Below are 22,211 nucleotides of genomic sequence, written 5' to 3'. Positions count from 1 at the left end.
AAAGATCGCTAGTTTTATCGGGTTAATTTACGCAGGATGTAACCATTCAGCAATTTTTCCTGAATTCTGTTATTCACAGGCCAACCCACCCCGCGCCGGGATGTCGTATCTTGCAAACCTAACCGATTTACCCGTTTTCCAAATGCCCAATCTTTTACTCGTTGAAGACGACGCCAACCTCGGAATGCTTCTTCAGGAATATCTGACCGATAAAGGCTTTCCTACCGACCTTGCTACTGATGGGCAGAAAGGCTGGCAGCATTTTGTGGATAAAGAATATGATTTGTGCATTTTCGACGTGATGATGCCCAAAAAAGACGGCTTTTCGCTCGCAAAAGAGGTGCGTATGAGTGGACGAGATGTGCCTATTATTTTTTTAACGGCGAAGTCGATGAAGGAGGATACGATGCAGGGATTCCGGGTAGGGGCGGATGATTATGTTACCAAGCCTTTCGACCGCGAGGAGCTGCTCATGCGCATCCAGGCCATTCTCCGGCGCTATACCCGCCAGAATGACCAGCAGGAAGAGACCAAAATGTTCCGGATTGGCGAGTATACTTTTGATTATAACCATCAGCAATTATCCATCGGCGAAACTTCTGCACGCTTGACGAGCAAGGAATCGGAGCTGCTCCGGTTGTTTTGCCAAAATCTCAACCAGCCTATCAGCCGCAGCTTTGCATTGAAAACCATTTGGGGCGACGATTCCTATTTCAATGCGCGAAGCATGGACGTCTACATTACCAAGCTCCGCAAATACCTCCGCCAGGACCCTTCGATCCAGATTATGAATTTGCATGGGGAAGGGTTTAAGTTGATGGTTGGTTGAAAGAAAGGAAGGGCGGCCCACGTAGGGAGGAACGGGAGAATGGAGGAAAGGGAGGAACGCGCAGGTAAGAATGGGAGTGGTTTGGAAAAAGGGAGTGGTTTAGGAAACTCTGCGTTTCTTTGTGGGGTTTTTCTTTAAAGTATTTCAATAAGCTTCCATAAAAGCCGACGGCCTTGTGCCGATCGCCGACTGTCAATATCATGATCGAATTATCCCGTCGTCCCCGACGCAATAGAAAATCCGCAGGTGTGCGTGACCTGGTGCAGGAAACCAATTTGCAGGTATCCGATTTCATTTTTCCCATGTTTGTTGTCGATGGAACCCGGCAGAAGTCGGAGGTGAAGTCGATGCCCGGCATTTATCGCTATTCCCTCGATAACCTGCTCGAAGAGCTCAAAGAAGTGACCGATCTCGGCATTAAAGCCATTGATCTTTTTCCCAATTATCCGGAAAGTAAAAAAGACCGTTTCGCGTCGGAAAGCTATCATGAAGATACTTTTTACCTGAAAGCGATCACGGCGGTTAAGGAGCAGTTTCCTAAACTCGTGATCATGACGGACGTGGCTATGGACCCATACAGCTCCGATGGTCACGACGGACTCGTAGAAAACGGCAAGATACTGAACGACGCCACGCTTGAAATCCTCGCAAATATGTCGCTGGCGCAAGCCAAAGCGGGCGCCGACATTCTCGGCCCGAGCGATATGATGGATGGCCGCGTGGGCTTCATCCGCCGCCACCTCGACGCGCATGGATTCACCGATGTGAGCATTATGTCGTATTCCGCCAAATATGCCAGCGCATTCTACGGCCCATTCCGCGATGCATTGGAATCGGCGCCGAAGTTTGGGGATAAAAAGACTTACCAAATGAATCCCGCCAACAAACGGGAGGCATTACTGGAAGCACAACTGGATTTTGAAGAAGGAGCCGATATGCTGATGGTGAAACCCGCATTGTCGTACCTGGATATCATCCGACTGCTCGACGAAAACTTTGACATCCCTATTGCCGCATACAACGTTTCAGGCGAATATGCGATGGTGAAAGCTGCTGCGCAAAACGGCTGGCTCGATGGCGAGCGTGCGATGATGGAAGTGCTCACGAGCATCCGTCGCGCCGGTGCCAAATGCATTCTCACCTATTTCGCCAAAGAAGCGGCTCTACTATTGAACAAACGGTAAGGATTTTCAATTATCACAACATATAAATGTGAAGATGTCTGGCTAACTTACGTCTTCACATTTTCTTTTTGAAACCCATTTAAAACAGTCATGAAACTATCATTACTACTGTTACCGCTCGGTTTGGCCCTTACCCTTCCCGCCGACGCCCAGAAAAAGACTTCGTCATTACCTGAATTTCAAGTAAAAAAATCTGAAACCGAAGCCCATATCCGTTTCCTCGCGGGCGACGAGCTCATGGGCAGGCGCACAGGGGAGCAGGGGAACTTCGTAGCGGCCCGCTACATTGCCGAGCAATTCCGTAAAATGGGCGTGGTACCCGTGCCAGGCAATGCCGAAACCGGTACTTCGAGCTACTTTCAGCGGGTACCATTCGAAAAAATGGGTGCTAATGGCAGCGGCGAGATCGCCGCGGATGCCGAGATCATGAAAAGCGGCACCGACTGGCTGTTAATGGCCGGCGACGCGGTGGACCTGAAAGCACCAATCGTGTATGCGAGTTTTGGTCTGGAAAATGCCGCCAAAAGCTGGGATGATTACAAAGGACTGGATGTGAAGGGCAAAATTGTATTGGTTGAAAGCGGCACGCCGGAAACACAGACGCCCTCCGAAATCATCGCTACTTCAACTGAAAAGCGCAAACTCGCTCAGGACAAAGGGGCTATTGCGGTTATAGAGCTTTTCAATGCGCCTATTCCATGGAATACGGTAAGCAAGTTTTTTGCAGGGGAAAAAATCTCGCTGGCAGAGGGTACTGCCACGAAATCCATTCCGCATGCCTGGGTAAATGGCAAGGAAGCCAAATTCGCCCGTGCATTGCGTGCAGTGAAGGAGGTTAGTTTCAAAACTTCCGGACGCGCGGCCAAGCCTGTTTACAGCTACAATGTCGCCGGCTACATTCCCGGTACCGATCCGAAACTGAAAGAAGAATACCTTCTGCTCTCCGCGCATTACGATCACGTGGGTGTAGGCAAGCAAGGCGGCCAGACGTACACGCCCGAAGACAGCATTTTCAATGGCGCCCGCGATAATGCATTTGGCGTAACGGCATTGCTCACCGCTGCGGAAGCTTTGGCCAAAAACCCGCCGAAACGTTCGATTGTTCTGGTTGCATTGACCGGCGAAGAAGTGGGTTTGCTGGGCAGCAAGTACTACGCGTCGCATCCGATCATGCCTTTGAACAAATGCATTTTCAATATCAATTCCGACGGTGCAGGTTATAATGATACTACTATTGTTTCGGTAATGGGCCTCGACCGCACCGGCGCTCGCGCGGAGATCGAAGCAGCTTGCAAGGCTTTTGGCCTCGGCATTTTCGCCGATCCTTCGCCGGAGCAGGGACTTTTCGACCGGTCGGATAATGTGAGTTTTGCCAAAGAAGGCATTCCCGCCCCGACCTTCACGCCGGGTTTCAAGGAATTCAATGGCGACATTATGAAGAATTATCACCAGGTAACCGACCATCCCGAAACGGTCGATTTCAATTATCTGCTGAAATTCAGTCAGGCGTACACCTACGCGACGCGCCTGATCGCCGACCGCAAAACGGCACCGCAATGGAGCGCTGGCGATAAGTACGAGCCGGCCGCCAAGAAGTTATACGGGAAGTAATTTTTGCAGGAATATCAAGAAAAGAGCCCTTCGGAACGGTTCCGGAGGGCTCTTTCTATTTGGAGTTATAAAATTGAATGAGACTTGCTACCTGTGCCTCATCTTTAAGGTCCGGATTGCTTTCCTTCAAATATTGCTCTACTTCCTGCTTTTTGTCAGCCATGGCAGCCAGCAGGCTCTTTTTGCTTAAACTGATTTTCTGAACTCCCGAGCCTGAGAGCAGATAATAGTCTGTCGTAAGCCTTACGACCGTGTTCTTTTCTCCGGTACCAAAGCCGGGATTGTAGTTCGGCTTGGTAATCTTTGTCTTATACACTCTCGCAAACGTGATCTTGCCGGACGCCAGCACCGCTCCGAAGCCTTTTGCCTCTCCGTTCGGGTCAAAGCTCGCGAGATTCACATATTCTACTTCGCCAAGGCCATTATTAGTTTTGAAACTTTTCAACTGGCTGCCGCGAATTACCCTGATGTCCTTTTTAGCTTTATCCGCCAACACTTCCAGTTCATCATTCAGCACATTATAACGGATCTCGACGCCTGCGATCGTGTCCGATTCGAGCCCGCCTATTTGTGCAACCGGCTTCACCAGTTTCACATCACCGTCGCGCCAAAGCGAATCGATATAAAAATCGCCGATCACGCCGGGTTGCTCGGTAGGAGAAGTCCAAAAAACGCCCGACCTCGGCACATTCAGTCCTTTTCCTGTTGCGATGCTCTGCTTGGTGCCCTCGCTGATCTGCGCGAGGCAGCCCAGCGGTAACAGTACCGCCAGGCCTATCGAGCCTAGTATTTTTTTCAGCATTACTTCGCTCCCGGAGGGCAGTTCTTTTTGAGATAATCCGTAAACAGCGATTGCAAATGCCGCGAGGTGCCTTCGCCTTCCGAAATACTGTGCGTACGGTTCGGGTAAGGCATAAACTGGAACACCTTATTGGCCCTGATCAGCTCGTTAACAAGCATTTCAGCGTTCTGGTAATGCACATTGTCGTCACCGGTTCCGTGAATGTAGAGCAAGTTACCGCGCAGGTTTTTGGCATAAGTGATCGGTGATCCTTTCACAAAATCTTCCCGGTTCTCCTGCGGAATGCCCATGTAGCGCTCCTGGTAAATGTTGTCGTAAGTAAGCTGGTTGGCCACGGCTGCCACGGCTATACCGGTTTTGAAATGCTGCGGATATTGGAACAACAGGTTCAAAGTGGAAGAACCACCGCCGCTCCATCCGTGTACGGCCACGCGGCTGGTATCGATGAATGCAAATTGTTTGAACATCGCAGTAGCAGCGCCGTCCATGTCTTTGATGTTAATGCGGCCGATATTGCGGTAAATCGCCTTGCGCCATTTCGCACCTTTGGGTGATGGCGTACCACGGTTATCGATGGACGCGTAAATGTATCCGTCGTCGGCCATGCTGCCGGCGTACAAGCGGTTACGGCCGGTTCCCCAAACATCTTTCACCGTGCTACCCGCCGCTTCGCCATACACCATGAACACGATCGGGTATTTCTTGCTTGCATCAAAATTGGTAGGTTTCACCATCCACGCATCGACTTCCACGCCCTCGTCGGTTTTTACCCGGAAGAACTCGATGTTCGCTTTCGAGGAATTGATTTTGTCCTTTGACTGGGCAATCGAGTTGCCAGGATCAATGGAAGCGTGTTTCGGGAACGAAATCCATTCAACCAGGGGCGATGTTTTTGCATTTGAGAACTGATGACGCCCGAATTTACCTAAAGGCGAAATATCGTAAGCATGCGTTCCTGCCTGATCGGCTGGCGTAATGCGCACCGGTGTGCCTTTGCCGTCGAGCGTGGTTTTGTATAAATAGCTCTGCGTGGCGTTATCAGGCGAAGCCATGAAATAGTAAGCATTGTTCTTCTCGTCGATGCGAACCGGGCTGATCATATCAAAATTACCCACCGTAACGAGCGTTTCCTTCTTGCCGTCGCGGCTCACGCGGTAGGTATGCCGCCAGCCGTCTTTTTCACTCACCCACAAAAACTCTTTACCTCCATTGATCCAGTCCCAGCCCATCGGGTCGTTTTCCCAGCGGCTTTTGATATCGATCCAGGCTTCATCTTTTTCGTTATAAAATGGCTTCGCGCTACCGTCTGCGGTATTGATGTAGAACAATGTGCTCTCGTTCTGCTTGCGGTTCAGCTGCTGGATCACGAGCTCGTTCGGCATACCCGACCATTCCATTCGCGGAACGTAGGTATTCTGCGGATCGCCCGGGATATTCATCCATTTCGTCTGCGCCGTGGCAATGTCCACCACCCCGATTTTGTACGGCGAAGGCGTTTCTCCTACCTTGGGATATTCTACCGGTACATTGAATGAGTAAATGGAATCCGTAGTATTGATCATCAAGAAGTTACGGATCTTGCGCGCATCAAGCTGCCAGTAAGCGATCGACTTGCTGTCGTCGCTCCAACGGAAACCGTCGCGGCAATCGAATTCCTCTTCGTAAACCCAGTCGAATGTACCATTGATCACGCGGTCCGTGCCGTCGGTGGTAACCTGTTTTACCGCGCTGCTCGCGAGGTCTTCCACGTACACATTATGCATGCTCACGTACGCGACTTTTTTGCCATCGGGCGAAAATTTCGCAAACATCAGCGACGACTCCGGCAAGCCTTTTCCAAGCTGCTTCAAAGTCTTGGCGGTAATGTCGTACACCCAGTAATCGCCCCGTGTATCGTAGCGCCACACGCGTTTGGTATTGGTATACACCAAAACTTTATCACCCGCTTTGCTGATAGCGTAGCTGCGGATTGTCAATGGCGAGCCGCCTTGCGGAGTAAGCTGCGCCGGCGAAACGATTATTTTCTCCTGATTGGCAGGCAATGTCACTTCCACAATCTGGCCATCACCGGCATCGCGGTAGCCGCTGCCATCTGGTAGCCATTGAAATGTGTCGGGAATCTGCGCAAAAAGCTGAAAGGAAAGGATTGTTAATGAAAGTGTCCTGAATATTTGCTTCATGTGAGCTTTTAAAAATTAGTACGACAACTATATAAGTGCAATTTTAACATTTTTAATTAATCTTTTGCACCGCCTTCGTCGTTTCCCTTTGATTTTGAGCGCCTTTGTTTTTTCAATGCCTCGCTCAGCAAAAACTCGATCTGTCCGTTCAAACTGCGGAAATCCTGCTGTGCCCAGGTTTCCAGCTCCCTAAGCATATCAGGATTGATCCGCAACACAAATGCTTTTTTCTCCGCCATATCATGGATACAATGTTCCGGCGTTCAAAATGGGTGTCGCCGCTTTCTCTCCGCACAAAACTACCAACAAATTACTCACCATTGCGGCCTTCCGCTCTTCGTCGAGTTCCACAATCTGCTTTTCGGAAAGCATGGCCAATGCCATATCCACCATTCCCACGGCACCATTCACAATCTGCCGACGGGCCGCTACCACAGCCGAGGCTTGCTGGCGTTGCAGCATCGCACCCGCGATCTCGGGCGCATACGCAAGGTGGCTGATCCGCGATTCCAGGACATCGATACCGGCCCGGCTCAGGCGTTCGGTCAGCTCCGCTTCCAGCATTTCGTTGATCTTCCCGCTGCCGTCTCGCAGGGTTACTTCCTGAATGTTCGCTTCCTCGTCTTCCATTGAGTCGTAAGCGTAAATGCCTGCCAAATGCCGCACCGCCGCTTCCGACTGGATCTCGACATATTTCACGTAATCATCCACTTCAAAAGAAGCTTTCGCGGTATCGCCCACCCGCCACACGACCACCGCCGCGATTTCGATGGGGTTACCGAGCTTGTCGTTCACTTTCAGTTTCTGGCCGTTCAGGTTGCGGGCGCGCAGGCTGATTTTTTTCCTGCGGAAGAACGGGTTTACCCAGCGGAGTCCGTTCTGCTTCATCGTACCCATATAATCGCCGAAAAATGTGGTTACGACCGCTTCGTTCGGGTTGATGACCGTGAGGCCTAGCAGGATGACGAGGCCCGAAGCAAAGATAAGTCCTCCCATTAGCGGCGCGCCGTTCATGGTAAAAACGAAAGAGCCGGCAAACAGCATCAGCAGCCCGATCCCGAATAGCGCAAAGCCTGATATTGAGCGTAGTTCCTTTTCAGTCATAGCTTTTGATTTGATATTAAAGTGATATCACAATATTATCAAATCAATTGCTATTTCCTAATGCATTTGGGACAAAAAAATTCCCGGAGCCTGTGACTGGCGCCGGGAACGGATGAGTGGCGGTTAACCCTTTTTATCTGTACTGAACTATGCGCGTGGTTTCCATTTGAAAGTTGACGGGCAAATTGTATTTGACCCTGACTTTCTGGCCACGTAACACGCCGGGCTCCCACTTCCCATTCATGAGCTTAACCACCCGCAGCGCTTCCTCGTCAATTCCGTGCCCTATTCTGTTTTCCACTTTATAATCACACATAGAACCGTCCTCGCATACTACGAACGACAGCATTACCCGCCCCGTAACACCGCTTTTCGCCGCGTTGGGCGGATACCGGATATTCGACGCAAGAAATTTGTAAAACTCTTTCATACCCCCTTTGAATTCGGGCTGAACCTGCGGTTTTTCATAGGTCATTTTCGTCCCGCTCACCCACGAAACGCCGGATTTGAATTGACCTAAATCATAAACTTCCTCATAGTACTGCGTGCTGTCGGCCAGCTTCCCAACCCACTTCGCGTCCTTAATTCCTTGGGTAATCTTCCCCTGCTCGAACAGCCACTTTCCATCAGGCGTTTCGCCGACGGCCATCCAATAGCCTTCCCCGTTTTTCGCATATTGCACGCCATCCGGTCCCCAGGCATTCATTAGTAGCGGCTCTTCTTTCACGCCCATTTTATTGACGGGAAAATCCCTGTGCGCCCTGATTTGACCATTAACGTCCCAATAAACGTCCGTTACCAGGGAATCGCTAAGGAGTTGCTGCCGCCTTACCATGCCGTTGAGGTCGTAATCTTTGATGAGTGCGGCTTTTCCATCGACACCATACTCGGTATAAGAGAGGATTTGTCCTTCTTGGTTAAATATGGCTTCGCTGGCGTGGCTGCCCTCGTTGTAATCCCGTGCTGAAATGCGGTAGGCGGCTATCGAGTCGCGGCCCGGGTTTACATAATTCGATTTGTAGCGGATTTGTGTCCTCGCAAACTTCGCTTCGCCAAGCTTTTTCCACTTCTTTCTTTTCGATTCCTCGTAAGCCACATCGCCGGAAATAAAACCGAGGCTATCGACGGGCGTAGTGCGCCGGTAGGTAGCTTGCGCAGAATCTACGGGAACAAATACTTCATTGAAATAATCAACAAATGCAAGCCGTGACGCATCGTAGCCGGGCCTGGCTTCCGCTTTGAATGTTACAGGAAAGAATACGTTTTGCCGCACTTTTTGTCCGCCCAGCATCGCGGGCTTCCATGCACGGTACATGCCCAATACCCGCACGGCGGCCGAGTTGCACAAAGTATCAATCCCGCGCGTCACCTCGATGTTGGTCATACTGCCGTCGGGCTGCACCACGCCTTTGAGGTAAACGCGACCGTTTACTCCCTTCACCGAGCTTTCAAACGGTATTTGAAGGTTTGAACTGATAAACTGATTGAGTACCGTAAGCCCGCCGGCCGGCTCAGCCTGCTTTTCCACTTCATGGGGCAGATACACCTGCTGAGCGAATGCCTGCACACCCGAAAATAACAATAGCGTAAGTAATTTTTTCATTAGGGTTGATGAGTTATGCGGACAGTAAAAATGATGTTTTTCTTTTAAAGAAACTCATAGTTACTCTGCAAATATTTCAAAATTGGATTGTAGAAGTAGTTTTTAGTACAAACTTAACCTACTGATAACCTGTGAATAATATCCAGGTAATATAAAATGAGAAAATTTGTATCATGGGAGATACAACTCACTTTCGAACTATCATCATTTCTGACGTTCACCTCGGAGCAGGAGGGTCGAAGGCAGAAGAGGTCACCAATTTCCTGAAAAGCTACACATGCAAAAAGCTTATCCTGAATGGCGACATTATCGACGCGTGGCAACTGAAAAAGTATGGTGTGTGGAAACGCAAACATACGTTGTTTTTCAAACGCGTGCTGAAAATGATAGAGGATAACAAAACGAAAGTGATCTACATCCGCGGCAACCACGACGATTTCCTTGACCAGATCATCCCATTACGCCTCGGCAAGCATTTCCAGATCCGTAAAGATTACATTCTTACATCCGGTACGCAGCGGTTTTACGTCACGCACGGCGATGTTTTCGACTCCATTACCACGCATTTGAAATGGCTCGCCTACCTGGGCGACATCGGCTATACGTTCCTGCTGTGGGTCAATAAATTTTACAATAAATATCGCGCATGGCGCGGTCTCTCCTATTACTCTTTATCGCAACGCGTGAAGCAGTCGGTGAAAATGGCGGTGAATTACATGACCGACTTTGAAGAAAAGCTTACCGAACTGGCCCGTTCGCGCAGCTGCGACGGCGTGATCTGCGGGCACATTCACCACCCGGCGATCCGCGAGATCGATGGTATCAAATACATGAATTCGGGTGACTGGGTCGAGACCCTGAGTGCGCTGGTTGAGGATTTCGACGGGAACTGGAGCCTGCTTTACTACGACCAGCAGGAGATCGTCGAAAAGCCAGTAAAAAAAACGAGTACCAAAAAAGTCGTTGAAAACTTCCCCGGCATCGAGAAGCAAGTGGCGTTCACCGGTTTTCTGACGGGGCGGAATCAGCGCTATCTGTAATTATGAGAATCCTTTTTCTGGTTCAGGGAGAGGGCCGTGGGCATTTGACGCAAGCCATTTCGCTCGGCCAGATCCTGCGTAGTGCGGGACATAAGGTAGTAGGCGCGATGGTGGGAACTTCGCCGGGCCGGAATATCCCTTCGTTTTTCCAGGAGCAGATCTTCGCGCCAGTGCATCATTTCGAGGCGCCTAATATCATTTACAAAGTCCAGGGCGGCGGCATGAATGTAGGTCGGACCATTGCCACACACTTGGCACATTTGCCCAAATACCTCAAAAGTCTCCATCGCATTCATGAAACGGTGAAGCAGATCAATCCCGATCTGATCGTAAGCTTCTACGATACTTACGGCGGGCTGTACAATATGATCTACCGCTCGGGAATTCCGATGATCTGCATTGCGCATCAGTACCTCTTGCTTCACCCGAAATTTATATTTCCCGAAAAGAGTCGGGTCAATCAGTTCCTTATTAACCTCAACTCGAAGTCGACCTCCTGGCTTTCGGCAAACAGGCTCGCATTGTCGTTCCGCGAAATGCCTTCGGCGCCAAAACTGAAAATCACGGTGGTGCCGCCATTGCTGCGCAAGGAAGTAACCCGACTGACGCCTCAGCAAGGCTCATTTATCCTTGTGTACATGACGCACCACAGCCTGAGCACACAGGTGATCGAATGGCATCAAAAGCATAAGGATGTGCAGCTGCATTGCTTCTGGGATAATGCGGGTGCTTCGGAGGAAGTTGTTTTTGATAGTACGCTTACCTTTCACCAGATCAATAGCGAAAAATACCTGCGGATGCTCGCCACCTGCCGTGCATTGGTGACCACAGCCGGTTTCGAATCGGTTTGCGAGGCGATGTATTTGGGAAAACCGGTAATGATGGTACCCGTACCGAACCACTTCGAGCAGGAATGCAATGCGATTGACGGTGTGATTTCAGGTGCAGGTGTAATGTCCAAGTCCTTTGACCTATCGGTGATTTTTGATTATCTACCGAAGCATATCGACCAGTCGGAGAAATTCAGGAACTGGTACCACCGCGGGCACCAGCTATTTGTGCGGGAAATTGCGGAATTCGAAAAATCAATCGATATCAGGCGGAAAATGCAGTCGGAAATCTGACATTCTCTGCCCGAATACCTTACTTATCCTTCTTGAAGACCAGCTGTTCCGGGTTTTTATCAAATTGAAGGATCAGCTTATCGGACGTTACGTGATAGATGCCCTTGCCACCCGTTGAATCCGACGGAAGCCAGGCTTTCCGGCTCCATTCGGGCTCACCTACTTTGCTGCCTCCAAAGCTCGTTACTTTGAAAGTGCAGCCTGATCCAAGCGTGTAAGCCCCACTGATCGTATTTACAAAAGTGTGGCCGGCAATCGTGCCGTTGCTTTTATCGTCTTCGAATGTGAAAACGACGCTTTTTCCGCTGATTTCCGGGTCTCTATCAACTACGCTACTTACGGTGTTCTGGAAGTAATCGAGGCGCCACGTGCCGTCCAGCGATGCAATTTCCGAGCATGGGGGCATGTCACAACAATATTTGCCGTTGTCGCATTCAAAAGCGGTCAATGCGAGGAAAATGAAGCAGGTAAATAGGTGAGCAATTCTTTTCATGGCTTATTTAATTTAAAAACTGATTCCTAACCGTAATGCAAGCCTGTTATAAACACGGTCCTCAAACCGCTCCCGCTGATCCCACAACGGCACTTTGGTAATGTGCGCTTCCTGTCTTTTGTAGGTCAATGCAATGGTAAATGCAGCTACTCCCGGCCGTCCAACTTTCATACCCACACCCGGATTGACCATTAATCCCCCCTTCGTAGCGGCCCCTTCCGAATCATCTTGAAACCACGCGAATGCATAGCCTGCATCGACGGTACCGAACAACTTCACGTTTTTGCTGGTTACGAAATCATAGCGGACACCTCCCGCGATGGGATTCAGCAATGCGGTCTTATACCAATCTATGCCCAGCGTTACCCCGGCTGACAGTTTTTCATGAATCTGCACGCCGTTGAATGTCTGAACGGTCAGGCTCGTTTTACTGTCGACCTGTTCTGCATTGTTATTATAAGGATTCGGATATTTCACCCTGCCAAATAATCCTCCGAATTCCGTATGGTTGACGTACCGCACCGGCCTGGCCTTCTGCGCGTACGCTGCTGTCGTACCCAACAGCAACATTAAAATTGCGATCTTTTTCATATCACATCGCCTTACCGACCGGAATTTTGCTCAGCATTTTCAAATCCTTCGGGTTCGACGAATCGTATTGATAAAATCCGTCCTCGCCGATCAGCAGCAATGTTTTGCCGAGCGAAATCACATCATAGGCATGCATATCCTTGAAATGCGCCAGCTGATTACGGTCCACCAGAAATTTATCCTTTACGTCGAAAACTTTCAGGCCGTGTTCGCCCTCACAAAGGTAAAGTGTCGGAAAATCGATACTCACGCCGTGCGGATTTTCCATCTGATAGCTTTTAATGAGCTGCGGAGCAGCCGGATTGCTTACATCGACGAGGTCGAGCTGATTCTGGCTTCCCGCGCACGCGGTACCCGTGCGCAGCGTTACGTACGCAATATCCTCATGCACCACCACGGGATCGCAGGCGCGGCCGTGCTGGAAATTCGAGAGTTGTTTCGGCTCTGCGGGATTGGTATTATCATAAATAAACATCCCGGTTGAAGAGCCTATGAAGAGCTTGTTACCATAGGGGAAAATCGTTTCGATACCCCAGCCAAGATTGATGGTCGTAAAATCAACCGGCTGGGCGGGTTTATCTATTTTGAAAAGATGCATTTGGGTCTGGCTGACGGCGTAGAGGAAGTTACGGTCCAGCGCGAAACGTGCCATGGAACCTGCCTGACCATTGCTGGCACCCGAAGATTGCGGTGAAGCAGAAGCTCCGCTGCTGAAAGACGCCCTATCGGCCATCATCCAGATCACGCCGCCCCACCAGGACGTCGGTGGAACATTGTCCTCGCAGCTAACTTTTACCGTCTCCTCAATCCATTCCACATTCTGATCGTTGATGGCGCCCACCGATTCATTCAGCGACCATCCGCCTCCGTCGAAAAGACCGGTTTTGAATACACTTTTAACCCTGCCTACTTCTTTCGGCGCTGCGGGATCGGCAATGTCTATCGAAACGAGGTCGCAGAAACTATCGGCATAGAGAATATTGTCACGAACCGCTATGTCGCCGTTGCCCGGGATATTGATGAAAGCTACAAATTTCGGGCTGGCAGGATTTCCATTGTCGATGATGTGAATACCTTTTTTAATTTCATTCACATATAAATATTTGCCCTTCACATACATCTTGCCGGGCTGCTCCAGAGTACGCGGCGATTCGGATTTAACCTGCGTCCGGAGCTCCATCAAGGAATATGTAACGTTGCTGACACGGCGCACGACGCGCGTTTCCTTACATTGATCGTTGCAAGACCAGCAAAGCCAAGCTCCGACACATAACAGTAAAAGTTTAGGTTTCATACGGTTAGGTTTTAGAGGCTAGTAAAAATGATATTTCAACTTGGGTAAGTGCAGGACAGTATTTTTTTGTAATTGGTTGGAATACAAAACAAAATCGTCCGAAAGCAAGGCCTTCGGACGATAACGCACCCCGAAAATACCGGCGAACCGGTATTTTTTATCTTTGATATTTTTAAATGCTCTCTTGCATTGCTATTTCGATTCCGGATTGTTAATTCTACCCATAAAAAGAATCGTATTCGAAGTATTTTCGCTGATCACGATACCGAATGGACGGTCGCAAATGAATCTTGGCGGTTCTTTGGGGCCGGCGCTGGTAACGCCCACCGCTATCGTTGTAACAGCCGCAGCTTCGGTTCCTTTTTCGTCGATCCCCAAATAGGCATCCTGTTTTACGTAGTCAACAAACAGCCTCGCGCCTTTATTAATTTTTCCTAATTCCGCTCCGCTGGAAAACACTTTCCGAATCCCCATATTAAAAAGGGTCTTACTCAGATCTGCTTTGTATTCCAATATAAATTTGGGTAGACCTACTGTCACGCCAGTTTGATACATTTTACCGTTCACTTCATTCCAGGTTTCGCGAGTAAGGCCTTTAAATACCTGATCGATGGTGTTCTGGCCAGTCGGTATCAGCAAAGTCATTACGAACTGACCATTGGCATAAGGAAGCTGCACGGCGCTGAAATTGTTTCCTCCTGCTATTTTATAATCCGAGCTGGAAAACATCATCTTTACGTTTTGACTCTGCCCGTTTTCTAAAAGGAATGGTGTGTCTTTTGTGTTCTTCGAATCGAATTTTGCTTTCCAGTCGCCTTTGAAATACAATGCATTCAAAAGGAACATTACATGATCGGCCGAAATGGATTCCAGTACATTTTTGATCTTCCCATTCGTTTTGTCGCTTGCCCACTGATTAATCCGGCTCACCGCGGCATCGTTAAAGGGCAGCCCGGTTGCATCCGCATTAAACGAACTTTTCAGCAGGCCCAGGTAATCATTTTCAACTGAAAAACCATCTTTATACCAAATAGAATTCGCCAACCCCAGACTCACTTTCGAATCTGCAACCGGCAGATCGTTGATCAATGTTTTATATGCTGCATTTAAATCGGCCAATGCAACGGCATCCATTTTCAAGGTCTTTTGAATTTCTCCGGCGGTTTCTTTTTCGGCGCCATTCAAAAGCATTCCTAATGCCATATGCAAGCTAAGCGGCGATACAAAGAAATTCGTTTGTGCGGGTTGCGTTCCCTGTAACGCATGAATAAAGTCGAATGCAAAAGACGTTGTCCCATTGGAAACCGAGGCCGGTATTTCCACCGGATTTACCTCGTTACCAGGCTCGACATTGTCCTTTGTGCAGCCTAGCAGCATTGCTACTGCCAGCATCGGAATGGTGATCGACTTCTTTAAAATTTTCATGGCTAACAGATGCAAGGATATTTTCCTTCTCCACAATCAACCCACAAATCGATAGATTCAAATCAACCGGCAATGGTTGGAAAATTTTTCGAATTATCTCAAAAAGAATAGCGAACAGACCACGAAACCCCATACAAATAAGGATGTGAATCGAGGCTTTGATTGGATTTAAAACCGGATGAAACAGCCCTTTGATAAGAGCCTGTCAGGTTGGCGCCCCAGTTCGAGGACAATTTATAATTCAATCTCAATCCTGTGGTCGCGGCCCAGTTCATGCCACGGTAAATGTCATCACTCGCGGTTGTCCGGATAATCTCGCCCGAAGCGGATTCCAATTCATTCACCAAAAAGAAATTCGCCATCATCCCGCCCAGTACCGAATAGCTGAATTTCTTGTCGGGATTTAATGTAAAGCCTGCCTGTACCGGCAATTGGAGGTATTGGTAATTGTTGCTTACCTTTTTGGCAACATCTATATATAATGCACCGTTATTGAAACCCGCAGCCTTGTCAGCCGAAGGGCTACTCGCTAATCCTGCCAATGCATTTTCCAAAACATTAGAAGACAGGTTACTATATGCATTCAGCACGTAACCGCCGCCTTCGTAAGCCGAGTTCCCCCGGAGATAACTGATACCCGTCTCCACAGACCAGTGCTTGGATATACGCACTCCGCCCTGGGTTTGCACCGCGTAGGAAGCCCTGGCCTGGCTCGACCCGGTAGTAGCCCGCTTCTGGCTGACCGACTGCGCTGAAAAAGCCATAGGCGCCTCTTTCAGTTGTACATCCGGGTTAAACGACGCCGGCATGACACCCAAGCCTGCATAATATTCTTTCGGCTTCTTCTCCTTCACCGGCTCTTCGATCTGGATTTGAGGACGGAAGAAAATGTGGCGATTTTGTACATACACATCCAAATCACTGTAAGGCAACGAAGCCAGCAGCTGTGCTGAAATGGATTGGTTCTCATCTGCTAATGCTGCCGCATTACCATTCCCGGCAACTTTCGCCGTTGCGATCTCGACAGGCTGTACGCTTTCGACAGGCGTTGCAGTTGTACTAATTATTTCATTGCCTGAACCACTTTTCGCGACCGGTTTTTGAGCCCCTTCGACAGCAGCTATGCCCGGCTGGTCCTGAGATGAATTTTTTGCTTTTGTAAATGCATTCTCATGCTTTACAGCAGCATTCACATTATTTGATGCAGCAATTTCAATTTGCTGTTCAATTGATTGATATCCTTTTGATTTTACAGATGGCGTTTTGGATTCGATTAGCGTTTTCGCTTCGCTGGAAGTTTTTTGGTCATTCGCAGCCAGTTTCTCGGTATTCAGGCTTTCATTCGCAGACGGAACTTGTTCGGCCATTTGGCTGCCCTTACTTTCAGATTTCCTAACGGATTCTGTACTTACAGCTACCTGTGGCTTCTCGTTTGTTTTAATATCCGACATCCAAAGTCCGCCGCCTACCACGAGCAAGGCAGCCATGGAAGCGGCCGCATACCAGATTTTCGGTGATTGCCACCAAAGCGGAACTACTTTCGACTGCTCCCCGTCAAGACGCGCCTCGATACTCTCCCACACAGACGGCGGGGGAGTTTCGGAAGCCTCCTGCAAGGCCTTTCTCCACTGATCTTCAAAATTGTTTATGTTGGACGGATCCATCATCAAATCTTTTTTCTTTGTTCAATTTTTGTTGAAGTAATGTCCTTGCCCGCGAGTATTGCGACTTAGACGTTCCTTCGGAGATACCCAACATCTGGGCGATCTCATTGTGCTGGTAACCTTCAATCGCGTAGAGATTGAAGATCGTCTGGCAGCCGGGCGGCAATTCACGGATCATTTCCATGAGCTGCTGCATCTGGAAATTACCCAGCGTAAACTCCCTGTCCGACAGACCATTATGATGCACATCTATGTCATCCAGTTCTTTCAGGTATTTCTGTTGCCGCAAATGGTTCAGCGCCGTGTTTACTACCACCGATCTGAGCCAGTATTCCAGCGGGCTGTCAGCCCTGAAAGAATCTATGTTTTCGTAAATTTTGATGAAGGCATCCTGCAACACGTCTTCCGCGTCGGCGCGGTTTTTCGTGTAGCGCAGGCAAATAGCGAACAGCTTACCCCCAAAAACATCATATAGCTGTTTCTGGGCGATGCGGTTACGCTGCTTGCAGCCTGTCACCAGTTCCTTTTCGTTAAACGTCATCCGAAGGTTAGGGGTGCTTCGTTCGGTTTGTAAATAAATTCAGCACCTCTACCCATAAGATAGCCGATTACTGTTGCGTTATGATCCGACTTGTGCTCTCGTGCACGTCGTAAATTGTCTGACACCCTCATTATCAAAATGGTTGGAACATCTGGAAAACTATTGTCAAATGCTGGGCACTTAGCGCCAAGGAACTATTCAGCGGCGCATATCATTTAATAAATACAACCTAAAATCTATCGCCCATGAGCCAATATATGGTTGAAATCCAGCTGCCGGCTGTCATGTCGGAAGATTTCACAGCAAAAATACCTGCTCAGAGAAAAAAGATTAATGAACTGATGGAGCAAGGAAGGCTGATGTCTTATGCCTTGTCCGATGATTACTCGCGGCTCTGGTGTGTGGTTAGAGCAGAAACTGAATTTGAAGTAATGTCGCTCGTCTCGGAATTTCCGCTGATCGATTATATGGATCCTAAAATAACCAAGCTAATGTTCAATAACGTTGTGGCGCTTCGTTTGCCCATGTTTTCATTGAACTGATAACACTCCACGACATTTTATGGCCTCGCACCGGTACCGGTGCGAGGCTTTTTAATTATAATCAGAGTTTTCGGGTGATCAGCGCTGCCACTTTTTCCAATGCTTCACGGTCCGTTTCGCTGAAATCATCGAGCTGGTCGCTATCCACGTCCAGCACCATTGCTACTGTTCCGTTCCTATGAAAAACCGGCACTACAATTTCCGAACGCGACGCCGAGCTGCACGCAATATGGCCCGGAAACTGCTCTACATCCGGTACGACGATGGTTTCGGCGCGTGAGTAACTCGCGCCGCACACGCCCTTGTGAAAGGGTATACGCGTACATGCGATGGGCCCCTGAAACGGGCCGAGCACCAGTTGCCCTTCTTTCACGAGATAAAACCCCACCCAGAAAAACCCGAATGCCTCTTTTAAAACCGCAGTTATATTCGCCAGGTTGGCCGTAAGGTCGCTTTCATCAACGATAAGCGCCTCTATTTGTGGGAAAAGCGCTTCATAAACCTCTTTTCTGCTTGTATCTGTTGGAATAAATAATGTCTCTGCCATAGTATCAAAAACTGCATTATTCCTGATTAACACGGATGTCATTTGAATAGTTACAATAATATGGAAATGCACTATTGCTGAGCGGCTAATAGCACGGCTTGTGTTGTATATTTGAACTCCGACAAGTGCCACAAGCAAACCCTTCATGAGTCAAAGACATATCTTATTAATGGACGGCCCCGATCACAAGGGCTTGATCTATCACGTTACCCGCATTCTTTTTGCCCACAATCAGAATATCATCAGTAACGACGAATATGTGAGCCCTTCGCGCTACTTTTTCATGCGTACCGAATTCGAAGGCGAAACCGATATTCCTGAATTGTTAAAAGCTCTTCAAACCGAGTTACCGGCAGGACTGAACCTGCGCATTAACCCGAAAAAGAATAAGGACATTGTGCTGATGGTGACCAAAGAGCACCACTGCCTCGGCGAATTGCTGATCCGCTACGCATTCAATGAGCTGGATGCGACGATAATGGCAGTTATAAGCAACTATAATACGTTGCAGCCGCTGGTAGGCAAGTTTGGGATACCTTTTCATTTTATTTCGCATGAAAACAAAACCCGCGAAGAGCATGAGGAAGTAATACTGAGAACGCTGGATATTTACCGTCCGGATTATGTGGTGCTTGCTAAATATATGCGCATTATCACCCCGCAATTCGTCGAACATTTTCCAAACCGGATCGTGAATATCCACCATTCATTCCTGCCCGCATTTATCGGGGCAAACCCCTACCGGCAGGCTTACGAACGTGGCGTGAAAATCATTGGAGCAACCGCGCATTTTGTGAACGACGACCTCGACGAAGGTCCGATCATCGCGCAGGATGTGAAGGAAGTCGATCACAAACTGACCGCTTCGGATATGGCGACTTTGGGAAAAGATACAGAAAAATCGGTGCTCTCGAAGGCTTTGAAACTGGTTTTTAACGACCGCGTTTTCATTCATCACAACCGCACCATTATCCTGTAAAACAAAGAAAAAGCCCTTAGTCAGAATCACCGAGGGCTTTTTGCAATCTGATGGATGTTATTGAATATGTAATCTTACAAAAAATTCTTTAAAACATCAAATTCAGATTCAAGCTGTTAACTAATTCTAAGGATATTCTAATTAAACCGCTTCCGCTGTCCGCACCAGCTCAACCAGATCTCCGTCGTTAACTTCTTTCTTAATATCGGCTACTTCGAGGAAGCGCGTATACAGTTCGTCAAGCGCTGCTTTTTCGAAGGAGAACCCTAACAATTCCAGGCGGTGCTTCAATGCATGGCGTCCGCTGCGGGCAGTCAGTACGATGTCGGACTTATCGACACCCACGTCCTGCGGGTTCATGATTTCATAGTTCAAATTGTTTTTCAGGAAGCCGTCCTGGTGGATACCCGATGAATGCGCGAATGCATTGCGGCCCACGATCGCCTTGTTGGCTTGCACCGGCATACGCATCATTTTCGACACCAGTTGGCTTGTCGGGTAAATGTGCTGCGTGTTAATGCCCGTTTCAAGACCCAGCTCCTGGTGTACTTTCAATGCCATTACCACCTCTTCCAGCGAAGTATTACCGGCGCGCTCGCCGATACCATTGATCGTAACCTCTACCTGACGCGCACCCTGATTGATACCTGCAATGGAGTTCGCAGTCGCCAGGCCGAGGTCATTGTGGCAGTGGATCGAAATAGTAGCTTTATGAATGTTCGAAACATGTTCGAAAATGTATTTGATTTTGTTTCCGTACTCATCTGGCAAGCAGTAGCCAGTCGTGTCAGGAATATTCACCACCGTTGCTCCGGCGCCGATCACCGCTTCTACCAGTTGCGAAAGGAACACCAGGTCTGCACGGCCTGCATCTTCGCAATAGAATTCAACATCCTCCACTTTGGATTTAGCATATTTCGTAGCCGCGATTGCTCTTTCAATGATTTTTTCACGGGTAGTATTGAATTTATGCTGGATATGAATGTCGGATGAACCGATACCCGTGTGGATACGTGCCCGCTGTGCATACTGCAATGCGTCGGCAGCAGCGTCGATATCACCTTGCACCGCACGCGAGAGCGCACAAATGATCGGCTCACGAACCGCTTTGGAGATTTCTACAACAGAACGAAAGTCTCCGGGACTTGAAACCGGGAAGCCGGCTTCGATAATATCTACCCCCAGCTTTTCGAGTTGTGTAGCAACCACGATTTTTTCTTCTGTGGTCAATTGGCTGCCAGGAACCTGCTCGCCGTCTCGTAAAGTAGTGTCGAAGATCTGAACTCGATTACTCATTGGTGGGTATTAATTTTTTAATGGGACACGAATTTAACAATATTTCAGGCAATATAAAACCCTTTCCTTGTCACGGGAAAGGGTCTGTAACTTATCAAAACATAACCTTTCCCGGCCTCACGGTAGCTGTTGGAGATTGAGAATGAGGTTATCTTGTTGGCTCATATTATTGTTGCGAAATTTCGCTGACCGCGAGTTTCTTCTGCAAAGAAAGCACAAGTTTTGAATGCAACAAATATTGTTTGGCAAAACTTTGAAATTTTTTAGATTCTTTTCAAAAGCTCTTCGCCTGCCTGCTGGGTGTTCAGCACCTTATCGGCCGGAGTGGTTGCATCGGCAATGTCGCGCGTTCTGAAACCATCTTTCAGCAACTTGTCAACTGCCGAAATAATCGCTTCCGATTCCTCTTTCAAACCAAATGAAATATCGAGGAGCAATCCAGCTGAAAGTACTGATGCCAAGGGGTTTGCGACACCTTTACCAGTAATGTCGTGCGCCGAGCCGTGGATCGGTTCGTAAACGCCGGTGCTGTCGCCGACAGACGCCGAAGCGAGCATACCCATCGATCCGGCGATCTGGCTCGCCTCGTCGGTAAGGATATCTCCGAACAAGTTTGCAGTTACAACCACATCGAAACGCTTAGGATCTTTGATGAGCATCATCGCTGCTGCGTCCACGAACTGGTGTTCAACAGTAATGTCAGGATATTCAGGAGCCAATGCCTGGATCACTTCACGCCACAGACGGCTGGTTTCCAAAACATTAGCCTTATCTACTGAGCAAAGACGTTTGCCACGTGTACGAGCAGCTTCGAATGCCTTGCGGGCAATGCGCTCCACTTCGTAACGGCTATATTCCGCGATGTCATAGGCAGTGTTGTTATCGTTTTTACGACCTTTTTCTCCGAAATAGATATCGCCGGTCAATTCACGGAAGAAAAGGATATCCGAGCCTTTCAGGATTTCAGGACGGATGGAAGAAGCGCCCAATAGCTCGTCGAACAACTTGATCGGACGGAGGTTGGCATACAAACCCAACTCTTTACGCATTTTCAGCAAGCCTTGCTCAGGGCGAACTTTGGCGGTAGGATCGTTGTCGTATTTCGGGTGACCAACGGCACCGAAAAGGATTGCGTCAGAGTTGCGCATCTTCTCCAATGTCTCATCCGGAAGCGGGTTACCCGTCGCTTCGATGGCCACGTGGCCCATCAATGCTTCGTCGTAAGTGAATTCATGACCGAATTTCTCGGCGATTTTTACCAACACTGCCTTTCCTACCTCTGTAACTTCTTGTCCGATTCCGTCGCCCGGAACGATAAGGATATGCTTTTTCATCAAGTGATTTAATTGATATTCAATAAAT

Annotated in this window: 21 protein-coding genes; 7 read left to right on the top strand and 14 right to left on the bottom strand. The window is 48.7% G+C overall.

From position 1 onward, the window contains the following. The first annotated feature begins 142 nt into the window (after positions 1 to 142). The 3 genes from BLQ88_RS11075 (at position 143) to BLQ88_RS11065 (ending at position 3,624) form a co-directional block, all read left to right on the top strand. Entirely contained in the window at positions 143 to 829 is a 687-nt protein-coding gene (locus tag BLQ88_RS11075; protein ID WP_090149281.1) for a response regulator transcription factor, read from the top strand. 200 nt (positions 830 to 1,029) lie between these two features. Then, entirely contained in the window at positions 1,030 to 2,013 is a 984-nt protein-coding gene (hemB, locus tag BLQ88_RS11070; RefSeq protein ID WP_176884972.1) for a porphobilinogen synthase, read from the top strand. 90 nt (positions 2,014 to 2,103) lie between these two features. Beyond that, positions 2,104 to 3,624 carry a M28 family peptidase gene (locus tag BLQ88_RS11065; RefSeq protein WP_090149279.1) on the top strand — a complete coding sequence of 507 codons (1,521 nt, stop codon included), beginning with the start codon at positions 2,104 to 2,106 and terminating at the stop codon, positions 3,622 to 3,624. Between the two features lie 55 nt (positions 3,625 to 3,679). On the opposite strand, the gene BLQ88_RS11060 is transcribed toward BLQ88_RS11065, so the two are convergent. The 5 genes from BLQ88_RS11060 to BLQ88_RS11040 form a co-directional block, all read right to left on the bottom strand. Next, positions 3,680 to 4,426, bottom strand: a complete 747-nt coding sequence (locus tag BLQ88_RS11060) for a hypothetical protein (protein WP_090149276.1) — start codon at positions 4,424 to 4,426, stop codon at positions 3,680 to 3,682. After that, positions 4,426 to 6,606, bottom strand: a complete 2,181-nt coding sequence (locus BLQ88_RS11055) for a S9 family peptidase (RefSeq protein WP_090149273.1) — start codon at positions 6,604 to 6,606, stop codon at positions 4,426 to 4,428. The genes BLQ88_RS11060 and BLQ88_RS11055 overlap by 1 nt, the downstream gene beginning before the upstream one ends. A 56-nt stretch (positions 6,607 to 6,662) precedes the next feature. Continuing rightward, positions 6,663 to 6,845, bottom strand: coding sequence for a type II toxin-antitoxin system antitoxin (locus BLQ88_RS11050; RefSeq protein WP_090149271.1), 183 nt, complete (start codon positions 6,843 to 6,845; stop codon positions 6,663 to 6,665). 1 nt (position 6,846) lies between these two features. Then, positions 6,847 to 7,710 carry an SPFH domain-containing protein gene (locus BLQ88_RS11045; RefSeq protein ID WP_090149268.1) on the bottom strand — a complete coding sequence of 288 codons (864 nt, stop codon included), beginning with the start codon at positions 7,708 to 7,710 and terminating at the stop codon, positions 6,847 to 6,849. Positions 7,711 to 7,843: 133 nt separating this feature from the next. After that, the gene (locus tag BLQ88_RS11040; RefSeq protein ID WP_090149266.1) at positions 7,844 to 9,313 is read right to left on the bottom strand and encodes an energy transducer TonB; all 1,470 of its coding nucleotides are present in this window, start codon (positions 9,311 to 9,313) and stop codon (positions 7,844 to 7,846) included. A 173-nt stretch (positions 9,314 to 9,486) separates the two neighbouring features. Between BLQ88_RS11040 and BLQ88_RS11035 the strand changes: the two genes are divergently transcribed. Together BLQ88_RS11035 and BLQ88_RS11030 are read left to right on the top strand one after the other, a co-directional pair. Next, entirely contained in the window at positions 9,487 to 10,353 is an 867-nt protein-coding gene (locus tag BLQ88_RS11035; protein ID WP_090149263.1) for a UDP-2,3-diacylglucosamine diphosphatase, read from the top strand. A 2-nt stretch (positions 10,354 to 10,355) separates the two neighbouring features. Next, positions 10,356 to 11,477, top strand: coding sequence for a glycosyltransferase family protein (locus BLQ88_RS11030; RefSeq protein ID WP_090149261.1), 1,122 nt, complete (start codon positions 10,356 to 10,358; stop codon positions 11,475 to 11,477). A gap of 19 nt (positions 11,478 to 11,496) precedes the next feature. Here BLQ88_RS11030 and BLQ88_RS11025 read toward each other — a convergent pair whose 3' ends face one another. The 6 genes from BLQ88_RS11025 to BLQ88_RS11000 form a co-directional block, all read right to left on the bottom strand. Then, positions 11,497 to 11,970 carry an META domain-containing protein gene (locus BLQ88_RS11025; RefSeq protein ID WP_229212662.1) on the bottom strand — a complete coding sequence of 158 codons (474 nt, stop codon included), beginning with the start codon at positions 11,968 to 11,970 and terminating at the stop codon, positions 11,497 to 11,499. A gap of 12 nt (positions 11,971 to 11,982) precedes the next feature. Continuing rightward, positions 11,983 to 12,561 carry a hypothetical protein gene (locus BLQ88_RS11020; protein WP_090149258.1) on the bottom strand — a complete coding sequence of 193 codons (579 nt, stop codon included), beginning with the start codon at positions 12,559 to 12,561 and terminating at the stop codon, positions 11,983 to 11,985. Between the two features lies 1 nt (position 12,562). Then, positions 12,563 to 13,741 (bottom strand): LVIVD repeat-containing protein, encoded by a 1,179-nt coding sequence (locus tag BLQ88_RS11015; protein WP_090149256.1) that lies wholly within the window; start codon positions 13,739 to 13,741, stop codon positions 12,563 to 12,565. 306 nt (positions 13,742 to 14,047) lie between these two features. Then, positions 14,048 to 15,280, bottom strand: coding sequence for a serpin family protein (locus tag BLQ88_RS11010; RefSeq protein WP_229212661.1), 1,233 nt, complete (start codon positions 15,278 to 15,280; stop codon positions 14,048 to 14,050). A gap of 98 nt (positions 15,281 to 15,378) precedes the next feature. Beyond that, a complete protein-coding gene (locus tag BLQ88_RS11005) occupies positions 15,379 to 16,947 on the bottom strand; it encodes an anti-sigma factor (RefSeq protein ID WP_229212660.1) in 1,569 nt (522 codons plus the stop codon). Beyond that, complete coding sequence (locus tag BLQ88_RS11000; RefSeq protein WP_090149250.1) at positions 16,916 to 17,485, bottom strand: RNA polymerase sigma factor; 570 nt, start codon at positions 17,483 to 17,485, stop codon at positions 16,916 to 16,918. The genes BLQ88_RS11005 and BLQ88_RS11000 overlap by 32 nt, the downstream gene beginning before the upstream one ends. Positions 17,486 to 17,730: 245 nt before the next feature. On the opposite strand from BLQ88_RS11000, the gene BLQ88_RS10995 reads away from it, so the two are divergent. After that, entirely contained in the window at positions 17,731 to 18,027 is a 297-nt protein-coding gene (locus BLQ88_RS10995; protein WP_090149248.1) for a muconolactone Delta-isomerase family protein, read from the top strand. Positions 18,028 to 18,088: 61 nt separating this feature from the next. Here the strand turns inward: BLQ88_RS10995 and msrC are convergent, their stop codons facing one another. Further along, positions 18,089 to 18,574 (bottom strand): free L-methionine (R)-S-oxide reductase MsrC, encoded by a 486-nt coding sequence (msrC, locus tag BLQ88_RS10990; RefSeq protein WP_090149818.1) that lies wholly within the window; start codon positions 18,572 to 18,574, stop codon positions 18,089 to 18,091. 169 nt (positions 18,575 to 18,743) lie between these two features. On the opposite strand from msrC, the gene purU reads away from it, so the two are divergent. Beyond that, positions 18,744 to 19,553: a formyltetrahydrofolate deformylase gene (purU, locus tag BLQ88_RS10985; protein WP_229212677.1), complete on the top strand. Its 810-nt coding sequence runs from the start codon at positions 18,744 to 18,746 to the stop codon at positions 19,551 to 19,553. A gap of 141 nt (positions 19,554 to 19,694) precedes the next feature. On the opposite strand, the gene BLQ88_RS10980 is transcribed toward purU, so the two are convergent. Together BLQ88_RS10980 and leuB are read right to left on the bottom strand one after the other, a co-directional pair. Beyond that, the gene (locus tag BLQ88_RS10980) at positions 19,695 to 20,849 is read right to left on the bottom strand and encodes a 2-isopropylmalate synthase (protein WP_090149244.1); all 1,155 of its coding nucleotides are present in this window, start codon (positions 20,847 to 20,849) and stop codon (positions 19,695 to 19,697) included. Positions 20,850 to 21,112: 263 nt separating this feature from the next. Further along, positions 21,113 to 22,183: a 3-isopropylmalate dehydrogenase gene (leuB, locus tag BLQ88_RS10975; protein WP_090149242.1), complete on the bottom strand. Its 1,071-nt coding sequence runs from the start codon at positions 22,181 to 22,183 to the stop codon at positions 21,113 to 21,115. Between the last annotated feature and the right edge of the window lie 28 nt (positions 22,184 to 22,211).

The sequence above is a fragment of the Dyadobacter soli genome, from assembly GCF_900101885.1.
GTDB lineage: Bacteria > Bacteroidota > Bacteroidia > Cytophagales > Spirosomataceae > Dyadobacter > Dyadobacter soli.
The sequence above is the reverse complement of the archived record's forward strand: the minus strand, read 5'-3'. Positions and strand labels throughout refer to the sequence as shown.

What these genes read in the sequence shown, in the direction of transcription:
- BLQ88_RS11075 (WP_090149281.1), top strand. Translation starts at nt 143, where the DNA reads ATGCCCAATCTTTTACTCGTTGAAGACGACGCCAACCTCGGAATGCTT.
- hemB (WP_176884972.1), top strand. Translation starts at nt 1,030, where the DNA reads ATGATCGAATTATCCCGTCGTCCCCGACGCAATAGAAAATCCGCAGGT.
- BLQ88_RS11065 (WP_090149279.1), top strand. Translation starts at nt 2,104, where the DNA reads ATGAAACTATCATTACTACTGTTACCGCTCGGTTTGGCCCTTACCCTT.
- BLQ88_RS11060 (WP_090149276.1), bottom strand. Translation starts at nt 4,426, where the DNA reads ATGCTGAAAAAAATACTAGGCTCGATAGGCCTGGCGGTACTGTTACCG.
- BLQ88_RS11055 (WP_090149273.1), bottom strand. Translation starts at nt 6,606, where the DNA reads ATGAAGCAAATATTCAGGACACTTTCATTAACAATCCTTTCCTTTCAG.
- BLQ88_RS11050 (WP_090149271.1), bottom strand. Translation starts at nt 6,845, where the DNA reads ATGGCGGAGAAAAAAGCATTTGTGTTGCGGATCAATCCTGATATGCTT.
- BLQ88_RS11045 (WP_090149268.1), bottom strand. Translation starts at nt 7,710, where the DNA reads ATGACTGAAAAGGAACTACGCTCAATATCAGGCTTTGCGCTATTCGGG.
- BLQ88_RS11040 (WP_090149266.1), bottom strand. Translation starts at nt 9,313, where the DNA reads ATGAAAAAATTACTTACGCTATTGTTATTTTCGGGTGTGCAGGCATTC.
- BLQ88_RS11035 (WP_090149263.1), top strand. Translation starts at nt 9,487, where the DNA reads ATGGGAGATACAACTCACTTTCGAACTATCATCATTTCTGACGTTCAC.
- BLQ88_RS11030 (WP_090149261.1), top strand. Translation starts at nt 10,356, where the DNA reads ATGAGAATCCTTTTTCTGGTTCAGGGAGAGGGCCGTGGGCATTTGACG.
- BLQ88_RS11025 (WP_229212662.1), bottom strand. Translation starts at nt 11,970, where the DNA reads ATGAAAAGAATTGCTCACCTATTTACCTGCTTCATTTTCCTCGCATTG.
- BLQ88_RS11020 (WP_090149258.1), bottom strand. Translation starts at nt 12,561, where the DNA reads ATGAAAAAGATCGCAATTTTAATGTTGCTGTTGGGTACGACAGCAGCG.
- BLQ88_RS11015 (WP_090149256.1), bottom strand. Translation starts at nt 13,741, where the DNA reads ATGGAGCTCCGGACGCAGGTTAAATCCGAATCGCCGCGTACTCTGGAG.
- BLQ88_RS11010 (WP_229212661.1), bottom strand. Translation starts at nt 15,280, where the DNA reads ATGAAAATTTTAAAGAAGTCGATCACCATTCCGATGCTGGCAGTAGCA.
- BLQ88_RS11005 (WP_229212660.1), bottom strand. Translation starts at nt 16,947, where the DNA reads ATGATGGATCCGTCCAACATAAACAATTTTGAAGATCAGTGGAGAAAG.
- BLQ88_RS11000 (WP_090149250.1), bottom strand. Translation starts at nt 17,485, where the DNA reads ATGACGTTTAACGAAAAGGAACTGGTGACAGGCTGCAAGCAGCGTAAC.
- BLQ88_RS10995 (WP_090149248.1), top strand. Translation starts at nt 17,731, where the DNA reads ATGAGCCAATATATGGTTGAAATCCAGCTGCCGGCTGTCATGTCGGAA.
- msrC (WP_090149818.1), bottom strand. Translation starts at nt 18,574, where the DNA reads ATGGCAGAGACATTATTTATTCCAACAGATACAAGCAGAAAAGAGGTT.
- purU (WP_229212677.1), top strand. Translation starts at nt 18,744, where the DNA reads ATGGACGGCCCCGATCACAAGGGCTTGATCTATCACGTTACCCGCATT.
- BLQ88_RS10980 (WP_090149244.1), bottom strand. Translation starts at nt 20,849, where the DNA reads ATGAGTAATCGAGTTCAGATCTTCGACACTACTTTACGAGACGGCGAG.
- leuB (WP_090149242.1), bottom strand. Translation starts at nt 22,183, where the DNA reads ATGAAAAAGCATATCCTTATCGTTCCGGGCGACGGAATCGGACAAGAA.